This is a genomic window from Desertihabitans brevis (assembly GCF_003327535.1).
Lineage (GTDB): Bacteria > Actinomycetota > Actinomycetes > Propionibacteriales > Propionibacteriaceae > Desertihabitans > Desertihabitans brevis.
In genome coordinates this window covers 76,039-93,469 of the sequence record NZ_QOUI01000013.1, presented here as the reverse complement: position 1 = coordinate 93,469, position 17,431 = coordinate 76,039, and the positions used below count along the sequence as shown (strand labels likewise).

The window sequence follows — 17,431 nt, the reverse complement described above, 5'->3', positions numbered from 1 at the left end:
GGCCGGCTCAGCGGGCGGCCGTCAGAACGGCGGCCAGGGCACGGTGTGGGAGCCCGGGTCGGGGGCGGGGAAGCGACCGCTGCGCAGCAGCTCGGTGCAGCGCAGCTCCAGCGAGACGAGCTCGGGCTCGGTGAGCAGCTCGGCCAGGGCCTCGCAGCCGTCGGTGACGACCCGACCCACCAGGGCGCGCTCCTCCTCGGTGAGCTCCTCCTCGGCCCAGCCCCACAGCAGGGTGCGCAGCTTCGGAGCGGGGTGGAAGGTCAGCCCGTGGTCGACGCCGAAGAGGTGGCCGTGCCGGGTGAGGATGTGGCCGCCCTTGCGGTCGGCGTTGTTGGCCACCGCGTCGAACAGGGCCAGCCGCCGCAGCCGCGGGTCGTCGGCGTGCACCACGACGACCTCCTCGCCGCGGGCCCCCAGACCCTCCAGCACGGCGAACCAGCCGGGCCGCTCGGCCTGCTCCAGCGGCACCAGGTCGACGACCTCGTCATCGGCCTCGTCGTCGCGCACCCAGGCCTGCAGCGAGCCCGGGCCGAGCGGGCCCTCGACCAGCACCGTGCGCGGCACCACGTCGAAGCCGGCGACCCGCGAGAGCTCGTGGGCGGCCACCTCGCGCAGGCCGAGGGTGCGGTCGGGGAAGTCCCACAGCGGACGCTCCCCCGCCGTCGGCTTGTAGACGCACAGCACCCGCTCGTCGCCGCGCTCCAGCCGGGACAGGAACGTGCCGTTGGAGGCCGTGGGCAGCCGGCCGATCAGCTCGAGCTCACCCGAACCCAGGTCGACGGTGAGGGGGTCGACCTCGCTGAGGCCGTCCAGCAGCTCCGACAGCTCCCCGGTCTCCTCGCTCAACTCGTCCGGACCTGCCGCTCAGAACAGCGGTCGCCGGTAGCCGTTGGCGCGCGGGCAGACGTGGCCCTCGGCGTCCATGGGCTGCAGGCAGAAGGGGCAGCTGGGACGTCCGGCCGAGACCACGGCGTTGGCGCGGGCCACGAAGTCGCGGGCGGTGCGCGGGGTGATCCGCACCACGAAGACCTCCTCGGCGCGCTCCTCCTCCACCGCCTGCACCATCTCCGCCTCGACCTCGGGGTCGGCCTCGGTGAGGTCGAGACCCGACACCTCGGCGTCGGTGCTGGAGAACATCTCGATGACGATCTTGTCGTCGTCGGCGTCCCAGGCGATGGTCATCGTGCCGACCCGGAACTCCTCGGTGATCGGGGCGTCCAGCGGCTGGTTGTCGTCCGGGACGTCGCGCGGCGGCGGCACCTCGACCCGTCCGCCGGTGCGCCGGACGACCTCCTCCAGCACCCGCTCCAGGTGCTCGGCCAGCACGGAGACCTGCTGCTTCTCGCACGCCACGCTGGTGATCCGGTTGCCCTCACGGGCCTGCAGGAAGAAGGTGCGTTCCCCCGGGGAGCCCACGGTGCCGGCGACGAAGCGGTCCGGGGCCTCGTAACGGTGCACGACGATCGCCATACCGAGCAGCCTACGTCGTCGGTGAGGAGGCGAGGCGGTCGTGCTGGGCGCTGGTCACTCCTGGCTGCCCAGGCCGCCGCCGACCGCGGCGTCGGCGGGCTTGCGGCGGCCCTTGCGCCGCGGCGGCTGCAGACCCGACAGGTCGCCGGAGGTGGTGTTGGTGGAGACGACGAACGGCCGTCCGGCGCTGTAGCGGACCACCGAGATGGAGGCCGGGTCGACCACGATCCGCTGGAAGGCGTCCAGGTGCATGCCGAGGGCGTCGGCCAGGATCGCCTTGATGACGTCGCCGTGGCTGACCGCCACCCAGACCGCCTCGTCGCCGACGCTGGCGGCCAGCGCGGCGTCGCGCTCGCGCACACAGCCGACGGCCCGGGCCGACATCTCGGTCATCGCCTCCCCGTCGGGGAAGCGGACCGCGGACGGGGTCTGCTGCACGGTGGCCCACAGCTTCTCCTTGGCCAGCTCCTTGAGCGGACGCCCGGACCAGGCGCCGTAGCCGCACTCGGTGATCCGGGCGTCGGTGACCACCTCGACGGGCTGGTCGCGGCCCTCGGTGAGGAGCTGGCTGGTGTGCTTGCAGCGGCGCAGCGGGGAGGTGACCACCTGGGCCAGCGGCAGACCGGCGATCCGCTGCGCGGCGGCCTGCGCCTGCTGGACGCCGACCTCGTCCAGGTCGACCCCCGGGGTCCGGCCGGCCAGCACGCCGGTGCGGTTGGCGGTGGTGCGGCCGTGGCGGACCAGGAGCAGCGTCGTCATGGCCGCGAGCCTACGTGCGGGCCGGGGTCGGGCGTCCGGGTGAGGTGGTCGGGCGGTCAGGCGGCGGACGTCCGGGCGGCGGCGACGGCGGTGAGGAGCTGGCGGTAGCCGACCTCGGGGTCGGCGTCCACGTCCTCCAGCACCACCGTGGCCGGGCGGGCGGCGACCACCGCCCGGATCGCGGCGTCGGCCTCGGCGACGAGCGCGGCCGGGTCGTCGACCGGTGCGGCGACCTCGGCGGCGTCGCGGCCCGTCCCGGCCCGTTCGGTGAAGCGGGCCACGGCGACCGGCAGCGGGGTGCGCAGCACCGTCTCGACGAACGGCACCCCGGCCTCTCCCGCGAGCTCGGCCAGCTGCTCGACGAACGGGAGCCGGCCGAGGTACTGCGGCACGACCACGTCGTGGCCCTGCTCCAGGGCGACCGCGCTCATCGCCAGGGCGATCCGGCGGGCCAGGCGTCCGGCGTCGGCCGGGTGGTCCTGCCAGGCTCCGAGCAGGGCGCGGACCAGGTCGACGTCGAGCACCAGGGTGAGCGGGTGCTCGCCGGCGTAGCGGCGGGCCAGCGTCGACTTGCCCGCGCCCGGGACGCCGTTGAGCAGGATGAGGCGGGCCACGGGGTGAGGCTAGCGACCACCCACCGCGACGACGCGAGCGGCAGCCGGTACCCCTTCTCCCCGACCGTGCTGTGCCGGCGGGCTGGCGGTTGCTCGGCGACCGCGCCTGGGCACAAGGGGCCGCGACGGGCAGATCCCGCTGGCACCACCCGTGCTGTCAGAGCCGCGCCCTGGCGTCGAACACAGTTCGACGGTCAAGGCGATACCCCGGCCGGCGTCGACCGTCACCGCCCACACGGTCGACCGGACCAGCCAGGGCGGACGACGATGGGAGCGTGAGTGAACGTGACGACGTCGTCGACCGCTACCGCCGCTACCTCGCCGCCTGCAACCGGCGGGACTGGGTCGCGCTCGGCACCCACGTGGCCGACACCATCCGGGTCAACGGTGTCGTGCGAACCCGCGAGCAGTACATCGCCGACGTGGTGCGGACGGTGACCGTGTTCCCCGACTACACCTGGGAGCTGCAGCGCACCGTGGTCGAGGGCGAGTGGCTGGCGGTCCGGCTGCGCGGCACCGGCACCCGGATGGCCGAGTTCCTCGGCGCGCCGGGGGACGGCTCGCGGGTGGAGACCGACGAGCTCGACCTGTACCGCTTCCTCGACGGCCTCATCGTCGAGGTGGAGGGCGCCGTCGACAACGCCCGGCTGCGGTCATGACGCCGTCCCGGGCGTGAGCGCCCGAAGCGCCCGGCTCAGCAGGGTGACCAGCTCGTCGACCTCGGACGCGCTGATCACCAGCGGCGGCCCGAGCAGCACGGCGTCACCGGAGGTCCCGTCGGCGCAGCCGGCCGCCGGGTAGAGCAGCAGGCCGAGCTCCTTCGCGGTCGCCACCAGCCGCTCGGTCAGCCGCTCCGACCGTGGGAACGGACGACGGCTCGCCCGGTCCGCGACCAGCTCGACCCCGACCAGCAGACCGGCGCCGCGGACGTCCCCCACCAGCGGGGAGTCGGCCAGCTCGCCCTCCAGCGCCGTCCGCAGCTGGCGCCCCCGCACCTGCGCCGCCGCGACCAGGCCGTCCTCCTCCAGGCAGCGCAGCACCGCCAGCCCGGTCGCCGCCCCGACCAGGTGGTGGGAGTAGGTGAACCCGTGCACGAACCCGCCCTCGCGCAGGGTCTCGGCCACCTCCCCGCTCGCCACCGCCAGCCCGAGCGGCCAGTAGCCCGACGCCGCCCCCTTGCCGGCGGTCAGCAGGTCCGGCTGGAGGCCATAGTGCTCGCTGGCGAACCACCGTCCCGTCCGGCCGAACCCGGTCATCACCTCGTCGGCCACCACCAGCACCCCGTGCCGCCGGCACACCTCCACCACCGCCGGCCAGTAGTCTCCCGGCGGCACGCAGGCCGCCAGACCCGCGCCGGCGACCGGCTCGGCGACGAAGGCGGCCACCCGCTCCGGGCCGACCTCGGCGAGCGTGCGCTCCAGGTGGTGCGCGTGCCACCGGCCGCACCGCACCGGGTGGTCGGGGTTCGGACAGCGGTACTCCTGCGGGGTGCTGGTGTGCACCGCGTGCGACAGCCACGGCTCGTACGGCGCGCGCAGCCCGACCCGTCCGGACACGTCGAGGGCTCCGCGGGTGCTGCCGTGGTAGGAGTGCCGCCGCCCGACCACCACGGACCGGTCCTCACCGCGGGCCAGGTGGTGGGCCCGGGCCATCTTGAGCGCCGTCTCCACCGCCTCGCTGCCGCCCGAGACCGGGTAGACGCGGGCGTCGGCCACCGGCAGCCGCGCGGCGAGCGCGTCGGCGTACTCGTCCAGCACGTCGGCGCAGAAGGCCGTACCGTGGACGTAGGCCACGCGGCGCGCCTGCTCGGCGGCGGCCTCCACCACCGCGGTGCGGCCGTGCCCCACCCCCACCACCACCGCCCCGCCGGCGGCGTCGAGGTAGCGCCGGCCGTCGGTGCCCACCACGTGCACGCCCTCGGCGGAGTCCACCCGCGGCAGACCCTCACCGCGGGCGAGCAGGTGGGCGCCGGCCACCTACCGGCCTCCCCCGGCCGCGGTCGCCGGACGTCCCGGACCTCCGGAGGGCAGGTCGGGGCCGACGGTGTCCGCCACCTCGCCGACCGCCTCGCCGACGATCCGCAGCGCGGTCTCCACCTGCTCGGCGGTGACGACCAGCGGCGGCGACATCCGGACCACGTCCTCACCGGCCTCCAGCACCAGCAGCCCGCGCTGGAAGCAGGCCTGCTGCACCATCGCCGCCACCGGTCCGCTGCACAGCTGCACCCCGATCATCAGCCCGACCCCGCGCACGTCGACCACCACGTCCGGGTACCGCTCGGCGATCTCGCGGAGCCCCTCGAGCACCCGCTCCCCGACCGTGGCGACGTGCTCGAGCAGGCCCTCCTCCTCGATCACCGCCAGGGTGGCCAGCGCCGCCGCGCACGGCACCGGGCTGCCGCCGTAGGTCGAGCCGTGGGTGCCGGTGCCCCAGCTCTCCATCAGCTCGGCCCGGGCCACGAACGCCCCGAGCGGGAGCCCGGAGGCCAGCCCCTTGGCGCTGATCAGCACGTCGGGCTCGACCCCGGTGTGCTCGATCGCCCACATGCGTCCGGTGCGACCCATCCCGCACTGCACCTCGTCGGCCACCAGCAGGATCCCGTGCTCGTCGCACACCTCGCGCAGCCGGCGCAGCCAACCCTCGGCGGGCACGATGTAGCCGCCCTCGCCCTGGATCGGCTCGACGAACACCGCGGCGACCTCGCGCGGGTCGACGTCGTGGCGGAACAGCCGCTCGAGCGCGTCGAAGGTGGCGGTGTCGGGCTCGCCGGCGGCGACCTTGGCCGGGTCGGCGTAGGGCACGTGGTGCACGCCGGGCAGCAGCGGCCCGAACCCGGCGTGGTACTTCGCCTTGGACGAGGTCAGGCTGAGCGCGCCGTAGGTGCGTCCGTGGAAGGCGCCGTAGAAGCTGATCACCTCCGAGCGGCCGGTGGCGTGGCGCACCAGCTTGAGCGCCCCCTCGACCGCCTCCGCGCCGGAGTTGGTGAGGAACACCCGGGTGGGGCCGCTGATCGGCGCGACCCGCGCCAGCGCCTCGGCGGTCTCGGAGTAGATCGGCAGGAAGAAGTCGCTGGCCGAGTAGTGCAGCAGCTCCCCGGCCTGCTGCTGCACCGCCTCCACGACCCGCGGGTGGGCGTGGCCGGTGGCGTTGACGGCGATCCCGGCGTTGAAGTCGAGGAAGAGGTTGCCGTCGACGTCCTCCAGCACGCTGCCCGACCCCCGCAGCGGCGCGAACGGGTAGGCCCGCGGCAGGGACGGGCTGGTCACCGCGTGGTCGCGCTGGACCACCTCTCCGGTGCGCGGGCCGGGCAGCTCGGTCCGCAGGTCGGGGACGGGACGTCCGTCGAAGGGGGTCATCGGCTCTCCTGTCGGGATGTCGGTGGACGGGTCGGAGCTGCGGGTCGGGGCGTCGGTCGTCGTCACCGCTGCACCACCGTCTGGGACTGCTCGCGCATGAACTGCAGGAGGTAGTACACGCCACCGCCGGCCTTGCCCGAGGAGCCGGACCCCTTCCAGCCGCCGAACGGCTGGATCCCGGGCCAGGCGCCGGTGGTCGCACCGGCCGGCCGGTTCACGTACACCACCCCGGCCTCGATGGTGTCGAGGAAGCGCTGGATCTCCTCCCCCTCGCCCGAGAACAGCCCGGCCGTCAGCCCGAACACGGTGTCGTTGGCGTGGGCCACCGCCTGCTCCAGCCCGTCCACCGGCACCGCCGCGACGAAGGGCAGGAACAGCTCGGTGGACAGCAGCGGGTCGGACGGGTCGAGGTCGGTGACGACGGTCGGCGCGACGTAGTGCCCGGGCAGCCGCTCGCCGGTGAGGACGTCCCCACCGGCGACGACGCGACCGCGCTCGCGGGCGGCGGCGACGGCCTCGCGGAAGCGGTCCACCGCGGCCGCGTCGACCACCGGGCCCAGGAAGGTGTCGCGCTCCAGCGGGTCGCCCACCACCACGTCGCCGGCCCGGGCCACCAGCCGCGCCACGAAGTCGTCGTGCACCGCGCGGTCGACGTAGACCCGCGAGCAGGCCGAGCACTTCTGCCCGCCGAACCCGAACGCGGAGCGCGCCACCCCCTGGGCCGCCGCGTCGAGGTCGGCCGAGGCGGTGACCACGGCCGGGTTCTTGCCGCCCATCTCGGCGATCACCGGACGCGGCCACGGCGTGCTCGCCGCCCCCAGCACCTGCATCCCCACCTCGTAGGAGCCGGTGAAGGTCAGCCCGGCCACGTCGGGCGAGCCGACCAGGGCCCGGCCCTGCTCGTCCCCGCCGGGGACCAGCCGCACCACCCCGGCGGGCAGCTCGTCGCGCAGCACCTCGAACAGCCGCCACGCGGTGGCGGTGCCCTGGAGGCTCGGTTTCACCACCACGGTGTTCCCGGCCACCAGGGCGGCCGCGGTGGGACCGGCGGCCAGCGCCATCGGGAAGTTGAACGGGCTGATCACACCCCACACCCCGTGCGGACGCAGCACGCTGCGGGTCCGCTCGGTGTCGGACAAGCTGTCCATCGGCCGGCTGTAGCCGTCGGCGGCCTCCATCAGGTCGCTGTAGTAGCGGAAGAAGACCGCGGCCTCCTCGACGTCGCCGAGCGCCTCCAGCCGGTTCTTGCCGACCTCGATCGTCATCAGCGCGGCCAGCTCGTCGGCGCGGTCGCTGATGACGTCGGCGCATCGGCGCAGCAGCGCGATCCGCTCCTGCCAGGGGGTCGCCGCCCAGCCGGGGTAGGCCTGCTTCGCCGCGGCCACCGCCGCCTGCACGGCCCGGGGCGACGCCGGGCGCACGGTGCAGACCACGACCGCCGGGTCGGCGGGGCTGCGCACCTCCACGGGCTCTCCGGGCTCGGGGTCCTCCGCTACCGCGACCTCCTCACCCAGCCGGGCCCGGGCGCGGCGGACGCCGTCCTCGTAGGCGGTGTGCAGCTCCTCGTTGTCGGCGGTGAGCGTGGCGTAGGTGATGCGGGCGGCCACGGGCGTCCCCTTCCCTCGGCGGTGAGCAAAGATCAACGGTCAGCGAGCCGTCCTGCGACGAAAGATCTCGCAACCGGGCTCCTGTGCCGAACTCTATCCCGTCTGAAGGTTCGCCGGGAGGGGTCGGACGCGGGTCACAGCACGTGGTAGCGGCCGCGGTGGTGCACCAGCCCCGCCGTCCCCGGACCGACCTCGGCCCGCCGCACCTCCGCGCGCACCAGCAGCGCCCACCCCACGCCGGGCACCGGCTCGGTCCGCACCACCGCCTCCAGCCACCCCGCCGCTCCGTCGAGCCGCGGCCCGGCCTCGCCGTCGTGCCACACCCCGGTGCGGAACGGCCCGCCCGGCGACGGCGCCACCCGGGCGAAGGCGTCGGCGACCCCACCCTGGCCGACGGCCAGCAGGTTGACCACCAGCGACGTCCCGGGCTCCAGCACGGCGGCCAGGTCGCTGTCGGGGTCGAGCAGCCCGACCACCTCGGCCGGGTCGCCGTCGGCGACCAGCACCGAGCTCAGCGTCCAGCCCTCCCGGGCGGGACCCCGGCCGGTGGTCCAGACGGTGACCGGCTGCGGCAGCCGGCCCCGGAGCCGGCGCAGCGGGTCGCGCTCCTCCTCCGGGGTGGCGAACGGGTGCTCGCTGTGGATCGTCACACCGGACAGTCTGCCGTCCGGCCCGTCCGACCGGAGTAGCGGTCGCGGGCAGGCGGGGTGGCACCGCGGGCCGAGACCGCGCGTGCCGGGCGCGCTGGGACGTCTGCTGCCCCTACTGTGGGCGCCGGCCCGCGACCAGCGGGGCTCCGGACGAGCAGCGAGGGATGTGCGATGTCGTGGTGGGACGCCCTGATCCTGGGGATCGTGCAGGGACTGACGGAGTTCCTGCCGATCTCCTCCAGCGCCCACCAGTCGATCGTCGGGCAGCTGATCGGCGGTGAGGACCCCGGCTCGGCGTTCACCGCGATCACCCAGCTCGGCACCGAGGCCGCCGTGGTCGTCTACTTCGCCCGCGACATCGCCCGGATCATCAGCCGCTGGTTCGGCTCGCTGGCCGGGCGGGTGCCCAAGGACGACCCGGACGTCCGGATGGGCTGGCTGGTGATCATCGGCTCGGTGCCGATCGTGGTGCTCGGCCTGCTCTTCCAGGACGCCATCGACTCCGCGCTGCGCAACCTGTGGATCACCGTCGCCATGCTGGCCGGGTTCGGCGTGGTGATCGGGATCGCCGACCGGCTGGCCCGCAACGTCAAGCCGCTGGAGTCGATCAGCTGGCGCGACGGCGTGCTGATGGGTCTCGCGCAGTCGCTGGCGCTGGTGCCGGGCGTGTCGCGCTCCGGCGCCACCATCGCCGCCGGGCTGGCGCTGGGCTACACGCGTGAGGCCGCGGCACGGTACTCGTTCCTGCTGGCGATCCCGGCGGTGCTGGGCTCCGGCTTCTACAAGCTCACCGACATCGGCACCGACCCCGTGCCGCCGGCCTGGGGGCCGATCGTGCTGGCCACCGTGGTGTCGTTCGTCGTCGGGTTCGCGGTGATCGCGTGGCTGCTGCGCTTCATCAGCACCCACACCTTCCTGCCGTTCGTCATCTACCGGATCGCACTGGCGGCGGGAGTGGCGGTGCTGCTGCTCACCGGCGTCCTGGAGCCGCTGCCGACGGGCTAGGCCGGCCCGAGGTCGGCGTGCGCGGCGGCCAGCTCGGTGAGCGCCTCGCACTTGGCCTCCACCGAGCCCGCGAACGGCGTCACCGTGCAGGTGGTGACGCCGCTGTCGCGCAGCTCGCGCAGCCGGGCGGTGAGCCGGGGTCGGTCGCCGAGCAGCGAGGTGCGGTCGATGAACTCGGTCGGCACGGCCGCGGCGGCCTCGCGGTGGCGACGGTCCAGGAACAGCTCCTGCACCCGCCTCGCCTCCTCGGCGTACCCCATCCGCGCCGCGAGCGCGTTGTAGAAGTTCTGCTCCCGGCTGCCCATGCCGCCGACGTACAGGGCGGCGTGCGCCCGCACCGGGTCGGCGCAGGCGGCGACGTCGGGGCCGACCACGAGCGGCACGGTCGGCACCACGTCGAACCCCTCCAGGCCGAGCCCCCGCTCCGCCCGGCCGGCGGCGATCGCGGCAAGCTGCTCCCCGGCGTGGTCGGCCGAGTAGAAGACGGCCAGCCAGCCGTCGGCGCGCTCCCCGGCCAGCCGCAGGTTCCGCGGGCCGACCGCGGCCAGGTAGACCGGTACCGGCCGGGTGGGCCGGACGGTCAGCCGCAGCGCCTTGCCCGGCCCGTCGGGCAGCGGCAGGCGGTGGTGGCGCCCGTCGTAGCGCACCGTATCCCCGCGCAGCGCCGCGCCGACCACGTCCAGGTACTCCCGGGTGCGTTCCAGCGGGGCGGCGAACCGCACCCCGTGCCAGCCCTCGGAGACCTGAGGGCCCGACACCCCGAGCCCGAGCCGGAACCGGCCGCCGCTGAGGACGTCCAGGCTGGCGGCGGTCATCGCCGTCATCGCCGGGGTGCGGCCCGGGATCTGCATCACCGCCGACCCGAGCTCGATCCGCGAGGTCTGCCCGGCCAGCCAGGCCAGCACCGTGGGCGAGTCCGAGCCGTAGGCCTCCGCGGCCCACACCACGGCGAACCCGAGCTCCTCGGCGTGGCGGGTCAGCCGCAGCTGGCCGGCCGGGTCGTCGCCGGCCACCAGGTATCCCAGGTTCAGTCCCAGCCGCATGACGGCCAACCTAACGCGTCCAGTCGTCCGGCCCCGTTAGGGTGCGGGCCCATGCGGCAACGATCGGTAGGGGCCTCCGGCCTCCGGGTGTCCCGGCTCGGGCTGGGCACCCTGACCTGGGGCCGCGACGTTTCCGCGGCGACGGCCGAGCAGCTGCTCACCACCTTCGTCGAGGCCGGCGGCTCACTGGTCGACACCGCCGGCGCCTACGGCAACGGCGACGCCGAGACGATGATCGGCGACATGCTCGGCCGGGTGGTGGACCGCGACGACCTGGTGCTCGCCACCAAGGCAGGGTTCGGCGTCCGCGACGGCGAACGGGTCGTCGACACCTCCCGACGGGCGCTGCTGCGCGACCTGGACGCCTCGCTGCGCCGGCTCCGCGTCGACCACGTGGACCTGTGGCAGGTGCACGCCTGGGGCGAGGCCCCGGTCGAGGAGACCCTGGCCGCCCTCGACATGGCCGTCAGCTCGGGCCGGGTCGGCTACGTCGGCGTCTCCAACTACGTCGGCTGGCAGACCGCGCAGGCCGCCACCTGGCAGCGTGCGGTGCCCGGGCGCTCCCCGGTGGTCAGCACCCAGGTGGAGTACTCCCTGCTCGCCCGGCGCGCCGAGATCGAGGTGCTGCCGGCCGTCCGCGCCTTCGAGATGGGCTTCTTCCCCTGGTCCCCGCTGGGTCGCGGGGTGCTCACCGGCAAGTACCGCACCGGCACCCCGCGGGACTCCCGAGCCGCCTCGGAGCACTTCGCCTGGTTCGTCGAGCCCTACCTGGAGCAGCGCTCGCGCGCGGTGGTGGAGGCGGTGGCTCGGGCCGCGGAGGGCCTCGACCTCACCCCGCTGCAGGTGGCCCTGCTGTGGGTGCGCGACGCCCCCTCGGTGACCGCTCCGCTGCTCGGCGCCCGCACGGTCTCCCAGCTCAAGGCGTGCCTCAGCACCGAGCCGCTGGACCTGCCCGAGGAGATCGCCCGCGCGCTGGACGACGTCAGCGGCGGGCCGCTGCCGGGCCGCGACCTCGACGGCCCGGGCCCGCCCGGTCCGTCCGCCCGCTGAGCGGTCGACCACGTGCCGCGGACCAGCCGGCGGGCCGTCTCCCACGAGCGGTTCGACCAGCGCGAGGGCGGCTGGACCACGGTGCTGCTGCACCCTCACGCCTGACCGGACCGGCAGGAGTGCCCGGGAGCTCAGGCCACCCGGCGCATCCGGATGATCTTGCGCCGCATCCACGCCTCACGGGTGCCGTCGCGGTAGCGGCGCAGCCGGGCGAGCTCCCAGCCGCCGTACTCGGCGTGGTCGGTGAGCAGGCGGCGGACGGCGTTGCGGGAGAGGTCGCGATCGAGCCGGACCCGCCGCTCCTCGTACTCCACGGCTGTCAGCGACATGTCGGGAAGGTTACCCAAGGCCGACGCCACGGGCCGCAGCGCACGCCGGGCGGACCGGACGCACCTCAGCCGAGGCGGTGGTGCACCCAGACGTTGGGCTCGACGTAGACGGCGTGGTCCTGGGCGGTGTCGACGTGCACCGGCACCAGAGCGCCGGGGACGACCTGCGGGCCGTCGGTGTCGAGGGCCAACCCGGTCCAGGCCCGCCACTGCGCCAGCGTGCCGGGGATCGTCATCGACAGCGGCGCCACCCCGGCCAGCACCCCGCCGGCCCGCGCGTGCACCCGGATCCAGGGGTCGGCCGGCAGCCCGTCGGGACGCTGCCGGTGCACGTACTCGGCGAACGGCGTGGTCGGCTCGGCGGCCTTCGCGGCCGGACGCACCGGCGCCAGCAGGTCGACCACCCCGGCCCGGGCGCAGCGCTCCCGCGCGGCGGCGAGCAGCACCCGGCTCAGCCCGCGGGAGCGGTGCTGCGGGGCCAGCCGGGCCTCGATCAGGCTGACCGCGGTCAGCTCGGCCGGCGGGTCGTCGACGCCCTGCTCCAGCGCCCAGTCCCAGCCGCGCACCGGCAACGCATCGGGCCCGGGCCAGCGCACCGGCACCGCGTGCAGGCGTCCGACCGGCTCGTCGTCCTCCAGCAGCACCAGGTGCAGGTCGGGGTGACGGTCCACCGCGTCGCCGTAGCGGGTGGCCGAGACCGGGTCCTGGAGCATGAACTCCGGCCAGTCCCCCGGCACCGACCAGAACGCGTCGGTCAGCTCGGGACGCTCGGCCAGGGAGACGACGGCGAGGCTGGGCACCGGCACAGTGTGCCAGCGCCGGGCGGTCAGTAGAGGAAGATCGGCCACCAGTCGCGGTTGTGGGCGTGCACGATGGCGAGGAAGACGATGGCGTCGAAGAGCAGGTGCACGATCAGCACGTAGCCCAGCGAGCGGGTCTTGGAGAACAGGTAGCCCTGCAGCAGCGCGAACGGGATGGTCAGCAGCGGACCCCACTCGCGGTAGCCGAGCTCCCACAGGAACGAGACGAAGATCGCGGTCTGCAGCAGGTTGGCCTGCCAGATCGGGAAGTGGCGGCGCAGCAGGGCGAACACCGTGCAGATGAAGAACAGCTCGTCCCAGGTGCCGACCGCGTTGACGCCGATGAAGAAGCGCACGAGCTCGGAGGTGTCGACGATCTGCGGCCAGTTCTCGTAGGCGCCGGAGCGGATGAAGTAGAACGGCAGGATCGCCCAGCCGAGGAAGGGCACCGCGAACAGGTAGGCGATCTCGCCCCTCGTCTTCTTCTGCCGGCTGCGCCAGGGGAAGGTGTAGGCCTTCCGGCGGAAGACCAGGCGGTCGACCAGCAGCGGCACCGAGACCGCCAGGGCGAGGGTGGCGCCGATCCGGATGAAGGAGGACCAGCCGACGTCGGCCTCCACCGAGGTCCAGGAGACGATCCCGATGCCGAGCGCGATGAGCAGCAGGTCCTTGGCCAGGCCGCGGTCGAGCAGCACCGCGAGCACGAGGGCCGCGACGAGCAGCGGGTAGCCGATCCACCACACCTGGTAGGCGAACAAGAAGAACGCCGAGGTCAACAGCAGCGCGGCCGGGACGAGCTTCACGCTCCACCGCGGCGGCGGAGCCGGCTGCTCCTCGGTGGCGGTCGTCCCGCTCGGGGGGTCTGCGGGCTCGGGCGTGGTCGCGGCGGGTCCGTCCATGGCGCACATCCTGCCCTGCGCGCCCCGGGCAGGGGCGGCGGCCCGGTCAGTCCCGGTCGATGGGCTCGGCCATCCGGCGGTGCAGGGCCGCCTTGAGCCGGTCGGGCAGCAGTCCGCTGGTGGCCTGCTGCAGCTTGGTGCCCACCGAACCGCCGGTGACCTTCTGCTTGCCGGCCAGCAGCGCGGCGACGCCCTGCTCGGCGACCCGGCGCGGGTCGTCCTGGCTGGCGCTCTGCCCGATCGGGGTGTCGTCCATGCCGGCCCGGGAGAAGAAGTTGGTGCTGGTCGGCCCGGGCATCAGCGAGGTGACGGTGACGCCGGAGTCCTTCAGCTCGTCGACCAGGGCCTCGGCGAAGGACTGCAGGAACGACTTCGAGGCGTTGTAGACGGCCTGGAACGAGCCGGGCATGGTCGAGGCGATCGAGGAGGTGATGAGCACCCGGCCCTCGTCGCGGGCGACCATCTCGCGCAGCACCAGCTTGGCCAGGTGGACGGTGGCGGTGATGTTGGTCTCGATCACCGCCAGCTCCTGCTCCAGGTCGGTCTCGACGAAGGCGCCGCCCCGGCCGACGCCGGCGTTGAGGGCGGCCACGTCGAGCGGACGTCCGGTGCCGGTCACCGCGGCGTGCAGCCGGCGGACCTCCTCCGGGGAGCGCAGGTCGGCGCGGACGGCGGTGACGTCGGCTCCGGTGGCGCGCAGCTGCTCGGCGGCGGCGTCCAGGCCGGCGTCCTCGGCGTTGACGACGAGGTCGAAGCCGTTCTCGGCGAGGACGGTGGCGAGCTCGCGGCCGATCCCGCTGGAGGCGCCGGTGACGAGGGCGAGGGGTGCGGTGTCCATGCCTGCCGGGTACCCCGGCGCGGCTGGCCCACGCCGACCCGGGCTGGTCAGCTGTCCCGGACGACGACCACGTCGAGCACCCGCGGCCCGTGCACGCCCTCGACCCGGTCCAGCTCGATGTCGCTGGTCGCGCTCGGCCCGCTGACCCAGGTGAGCGGCCGGGTGGTGTCGAGCCGGCGCAGCGCCTCGCCCACCCCGTGCACGACGTCGGCCTCGCGCACCACGCAGACGTGGTGGTCCGGCACCAGGGTGAACGCGCGGCGGCCCTGGTCGGCGGAGGCGTCGAGGACGATGGTGCCGGTCAGCGCCACGGCGACCGCGGAGCCGGTGACGACGGCGTCCACCCCGTCCAGGACGTCGACCGGGAGCGGGTCGTCGGCCGACTCGACCAGCCACTCGACCCCGTCCCCGGCCGTCAGGGCCTCCCGCTCGGGCAGCCCGGCCGCCACCCCGACCCGGCGGGCGCCACGGGCGTCCAGCCGGGCCCGCACGGTGGCCGCGACCTCGGCCGGGGCGCACTCGCGGACCTCGGCCTTGTAGTCGACCAGCCGGTCGACCAGCAGCTCCAGCCGCGCCGAGCGGTCGAGCCCGGCCGCCGTCCGCTCCTCCGGCTCGCGGTAGTCGCGGGTCAGCTGCGCGTAGGGCCAGTCCCCCGGCGGGGCGGCGGCGTGGGCCTGCCGCAGCCGACCCAGCACCTCCTCCCGCGCCGCGGCGGACGCGGTCGCGTCCCGGGTGCTCATGCGTCCTCCTGCTGGCCGCGCCACCAGTCGCGGAAGGTCTGCTGCGGCGGGGCCGGCAGGTCGCGGGCGCCGGTCCAGCTGCCGATCACCGGCCCGGGCAGGGCACCGATGGTGCCGCGGCGGCCGCGCAGCAGGCGTCCCAGCCGACCGGCCCGGGCGGCCACCGCCCACCGCCGGGGGTGGCTCATCACCCAGGAGGCCAGCCGCATGGCCACCGACTCCGCGTCCGGGCCACGGCTCTGCCGGCGGTGCTCCTCGACGTGCTCGGCGCGCAGGTGCACGAGCATGCTCGGGATGTCGATCTTCACCGGGCAGGCGTCGTAGCAGGCCCCGCACAGCGAGGAGGCGTAGGGCAGCGAGGCGTTGTCCTCCACCCCGGTGAGCTGCGGGGACAGCACCGCACCGATCGGGCCCGGGTAGACCGAGCCGTAGGCGTGCCCGCCGGCGCGCTCGTAGACCGGGCAGACGTTGAGGCAGGCGCTGCAGCGGATGCAGTTGAGCGCGTCGCGGCCGTGCTCGTCGGCCAGCACCCGGGAGCGGCCGTTGTCGAGCAGCACCAGGTGGAAGCGCTGCGGGCCGTCGCCGGGGGTGACGCCGGTCCACATCGACGTGTAGGGGTTCATCCGCTCCCCGGTCGAGGAGCGCGGCAGCAGCTGCAGGAACACCTCGAGGTCCTCCGCCCGCGGGACCACCTTCTCGATGCCCATCACGGTGATGAGGGTCTCGGGCAGGGTCAGGCACATCCGCCCGTTGCCCTCGGACTCCACCACGGCCAGCGTGCCGTCCTCGGCGACGGCGAAGTTCGCCCCGCTGATCGCGACCTTGGCCGAGAGGAACTTGCGGCGCAGGTGCTGGCGGGCGGCAGCGGCCAGGGCGGCCGGCTCGTCGGTGAGGTCGGCCGGTGCGTCGCCCATCTCGGCGAGGAAGATGTCGCGGATCTCGGTCCGGTTGCGGTGGATGGCGGGCACCAGGATGTGGGAGGGACGGTCGTGGCCGAGCTGGACGATCAGCTCGGCCAGGTCGGTCTCGGTGGCGGTGATCCCGGCCGCCTCGAGGGCCTCGTTCAGCCCGATCTCCTGGGTGGCCATCGACTTGACCTTGACCACCTCGTCCGCACCCTCGGCGCGGACCAGGTCGGTGACGATGCGGTTGGCCTCGGCGGCATCACGGGCCCAGTGCACCACCCCGCCGCGGGCCGTCACCGCCTGCTCGAGCTGGACGAGGTAGTTCTCGAGGGAGGCCATGGTGTGGGTCTTGAGCTGGCGCCCGGCCTCGCGCAGCTCCTCCCAGTGCGGCAGCTCGCCCACCACCGCGGCCCGCTTGCCGCGGATGGTGCGGGTGGCGTGGCCGAGGTTGCGGCGCAGCTGCGGGTCGGCCAGCGCGTCGCGGGCGGCGGCGGGGAAGGGGCGGTCGGCGCGCAGGAAGCCCTCGCGCGGGGCGACCGGCGGCAGCCCCGGCATGCCGAGGTCGACCGTCCCGGCGCGGGTCGGGCTGACCGTCATCGGTGACCTCCCGGGGTCCAGGGCTGCTCGACGGTGGAGGCGAGGATCTCGGCCAGGTGGATGGTGCGGGTGCCGGCCCGGGTGCGGGACAGTCCGCCGCCGATGTGCATCAGGCAGGAGGAGTCGCCGGCGGTGCAGTACTCGGCCCCGGTCGACGTCACCGCCGTCATCTTGTCGCTGAGCATGGCGGTGGAGGTGTCGACGTTCTTCAGCGCGAAGGTGCCGCCGAAGCCGCAGCACTGGTCGGCGCCGGGCAGCTCGACCAGGTCGAGGCCGTCCACCGCACCGAGCAGCTGCAGCGGCTTGTCCCCCACCCGCAGCATCCGCAGCGAGTGGCAGGTCGGGTGGTAGGTGACCCGGTGCGGGAAGTGCGCGCCGACGTCGGTGACGCCGAGCACGTCGACCAGCAGCTCCGACAGCTCGTAGGTGTGCTCGGCGGCCCGGCGGGTCTGCTGCTGCAGGGCGCGGCTGCCGAAGCGGTCGGCGACCAGCGCGTGCTGGTGGCGGACCGACCCGACGCAGGAGCCGGACGGCGCCACCACGGCGTCGGCGTCGGCGAAGACGTCGGCGAAGCGCTGCACCATCGGCAGCGCCTCGCGCTGGTAGCCGGTGTTGACGTGCATCTGGCCGCAGCACACCTGGGCGGGGTCGAAGACCACCTCGTGGCCGAGCCGGCGCAGCAGCCGGGTGGTCGCCCGGCCGACGTCGGGGAACATGGCGTCACCCAGGCAGGTGATGAACAGGGCGATGCGCATCGGCTGGCGTCGTC

Annotated in this window: 19 protein-coding genes; 3 read left to right on the top strand and 16 right to left on the bottom strand. The window is 74.6% G+C overall.

Features of this window, described 5'->3' with window-relative positions:
* Positions 1-21 precede the first annotated feature (21 nt).
* From DT076_RS17660 to DT076_RS17645, 4 genes are read right to left on the bottom strand one after another with little or no spacing between them, the layout of a single operon-like run.
* Positions 22-846 carry an SCO1664 family protein gene (locus DT076_RS17660; RefSeq protein WP_233494040.1) on the bottom strand — a complete coding sequence of 275 codons (825 nt, stop codon included), beginning with the start codon at positions 844-846 and terminating at the stop codon, positions 22-24.
* 18 nt (positions 847-864) lie between these two features.
* A complete protein-coding gene (locus DT076_RS17655; RefSeq protein WP_114128016.1) occupies positions 865-1,470 on the bottom strand; it encodes a DUF3090 domain-containing protein in 606 nt (201 codons plus the stop codon).
* A gap of 54 nt (positions 1,471-1,524) precedes the next feature.
* Entirely contained in the window at positions 1,525-2,229 is a 705-nt protein-coding gene (locus tag DT076_RS17650; protein WP_114128015.1) for an MSMEG_4193 family putative phosphomutase, read from the bottom strand.
* Positions 2,230-2,285: 56 nt separating this feature from the next.
* The gene (locus tag DT076_RS17645) at positions 2,286-2,843 is read right to left on the bottom strand and encodes an ATP-binding protein (RefSeq protein ID WP_114128014.1); all 558 of its coding nucleotides are present in this window, start codon (positions 2,841-2,843) and stop codon (positions 2,286-2,288) included.
* 275 nt (positions 2,844-3,118) lie between these two features.
* On the opposite strand from DT076_RS17645, the gene DT076_RS17640 reads away from it, so the two are divergent.
* Positions 3,119-3,502, top strand: coding sequence for an ester cyclase (locus DT076_RS17640; protein WP_158548189.1), 384 nt, complete (start codon positions 3,119-3,121; stop codon positions 3,500-3,502).
* Here the strand turns inward: DT076_RS17640 and DT076_RS17635 are convergent.
* From DT076_RS17635 to DT076_RS17620, 4 genes are all read right to left on the bottom strand, one after another.
* Positions 3,497-4,819 carry an aminotransferase family protein gene (locus DT076_RS17635; protein WP_114128012.1) on the bottom strand — a complete coding sequence of 441 codons (1,323 nt, stop codon included), beginning with the start codon at positions 4,817-4,819 and terminating at the stop codon, positions 3,497-3,499. The two genes, DT076_RS17640 and DT076_RS17635, sit on opposite strands and share 6 nt — an antisense overlap.
* Positions 4,820-6,265 carry an aminotransferase class III-fold pyridoxal phosphate-dependent enzyme gene (locus tag DT076_RS17630; protein ID WP_199539272.1) on the bottom strand — a complete coding sequence of 482 codons (1,446 nt, stop codon included), beginning with the start codon at positions 6,263-6,265 and terminating at the stop codon, positions 4,820-4,822. It abuts the gene before it with no gap.
* Positions 6,262-7,806: an aldehyde dehydrogenase family protein gene (locus DT076_RS17625; RefSeq protein ID WP_114128011.1), complete on the bottom strand. Its 1,545-nt coding sequence runs from the start codon at positions 7,804-7,806 to the stop codon at positions 6,262-6,264. Before DT076_RS17625 ends, DT076_RS17630 begins: the two co-directional genes overlap by 4 nt.
* 134 nt (positions 7,807-7,940) lie before the next feature.
* On the bottom strand, positions 7,941-8,456 hold the full coding sequence (locus tag DT076_RS17620; protein ID WP_114128010.1) for a flavin reductase family protein: 516 nt from the start codon (positions 8,454-8,456) through the stop codon (positions 7,941-7,943).
* 171 nt (positions 8,457-8,627) lie between these two features.
* On the opposite strand from DT076_RS17620, the gene DT076_RS17615 reads away from it, so the two are divergent.
* Positions 8,628-9,461 carry an undecaprenyl-diphosphate phosphatase gene (locus tag DT076_RS17615; protein ID WP_114128009.1) on the top strand — a complete coding sequence of 278 codons (834 nt, stop codon included), beginning with the start codon at positions 8,628-8,630 and terminating at the stop codon, positions 9,459-9,461.
* Here DT076_RS17615 and DT076_RS17610 read toward each other — a convergent pair.
* A complete protein-coding gene (locus DT076_RS17610; protein ID WP_114128008.1) occupies positions 9,458-10,504 on the bottom strand; it encodes an LLM class F420-dependent oxidoreductase in 1,047 nt (348 codons plus the stop codon). The two genes, DT076_RS17615 and DT076_RS17610, sit on opposite strands and share 4 nt — an antisense overlap.
* 51 nt (positions 10,505-10,555) lie before the next feature.
* Between DT076_RS17610 and DT076_RS17605 the strand changes: the two genes are divergently transcribed.
* On the top strand, positions 10,556-11,554 hold the full coding sequence (locus DT076_RS17605) for an aldo/keto reductase (protein WP_114128007.1): 999 nt from the start codon (positions 10,556-10,558) through the stop codon (positions 11,552-11,554).
* A gap of 131 nt (positions 11,555-11,685) precedes the next feature.
* Here DT076_RS17605 and DT076_RS17600 read toward each other — a convergent pair whose 3' ends face one another.
* The 7 genes from DT076_RS17600 to DT076_RS17570 form a co-directional block, all read right to left on the bottom strand.
* Entirely contained in the window at positions 11,686-11,883 is a 198-nt protein-coding gene (locus DT076_RS17600; RefSeq protein ID WP_114128006.1) for a DUF5703 family protein, read from the bottom strand.
* Between the two features lie 65 nt (positions 11,884-11,948).
* Entirely contained in the window at positions 11,949-12,683 is a 735-nt protein-coding gene (locus DT076_RS17595) for an N-acetyltransferase (RefSeq protein ID WP_199539271.1), read from the bottom strand.
* 26 nt (positions 12,684-12,709) lie between these two features.
* A complete protein-coding gene (locus tag DT076_RS17590) occupies positions 12,710-13,582 on the bottom strand; it encodes a CPBP family intramembrane glutamic endopeptidase (RefSeq protein ID WP_114128005.1) in 873 nt (290 codons plus the stop codon).
* A gap of 46 nt (positions 13,583-13,628) precedes the next feature.
* Positions 13,629-14,420: an SDR family NAD(P)-dependent oxidoreductase gene (locus DT076_RS17585; RefSeq protein ID WP_114128004.1), complete on the bottom strand. Its 792-nt coding sequence runs from the start codon at positions 14,418-14,420 to the stop codon at positions 13,629-13,631.
* Positions 14,421-14,467: 47 nt separating this feature from the next.
* The gene (locus tag DT076_RS17580) at positions 14,468-15,160 is read right to left on the bottom strand and encodes a LutC/YkgG family protein (protein WP_114128003.1); all 693 of its coding nucleotides are present in this window, start codon (positions 15,158-15,160) and stop codon (positions 14,468-14,470) included.
* On the bottom strand, positions 15,157-16,662 hold the full coding sequence (locus DT076_RS17575; RefSeq protein WP_114128002.1) for a LutB/LldF family L-lactate oxidation iron-sulfur protein: 1,506 nt from the start codon (positions 16,660-16,662) through the stop codon (positions 15,157-15,159). Before DT076_RS17575 ends, DT076_RS17580 begins: the two co-directional genes overlap by 4 nt.
* Complete coding sequence (locus DT076_RS17570; RefSeq protein WP_114128001.1) at positions 16,659-17,417, bottom strand: (Fe-S)-binding protein; 759 nt, start codon at positions 17,415-17,417, stop codon at positions 16,659-16,661. The genes DT076_RS17575 and DT076_RS17570 overlap by 4 nt, the downstream gene beginning before the upstream one ends.
* Positions 17,418-17,431: the final 14 nt, after the last annotated feature.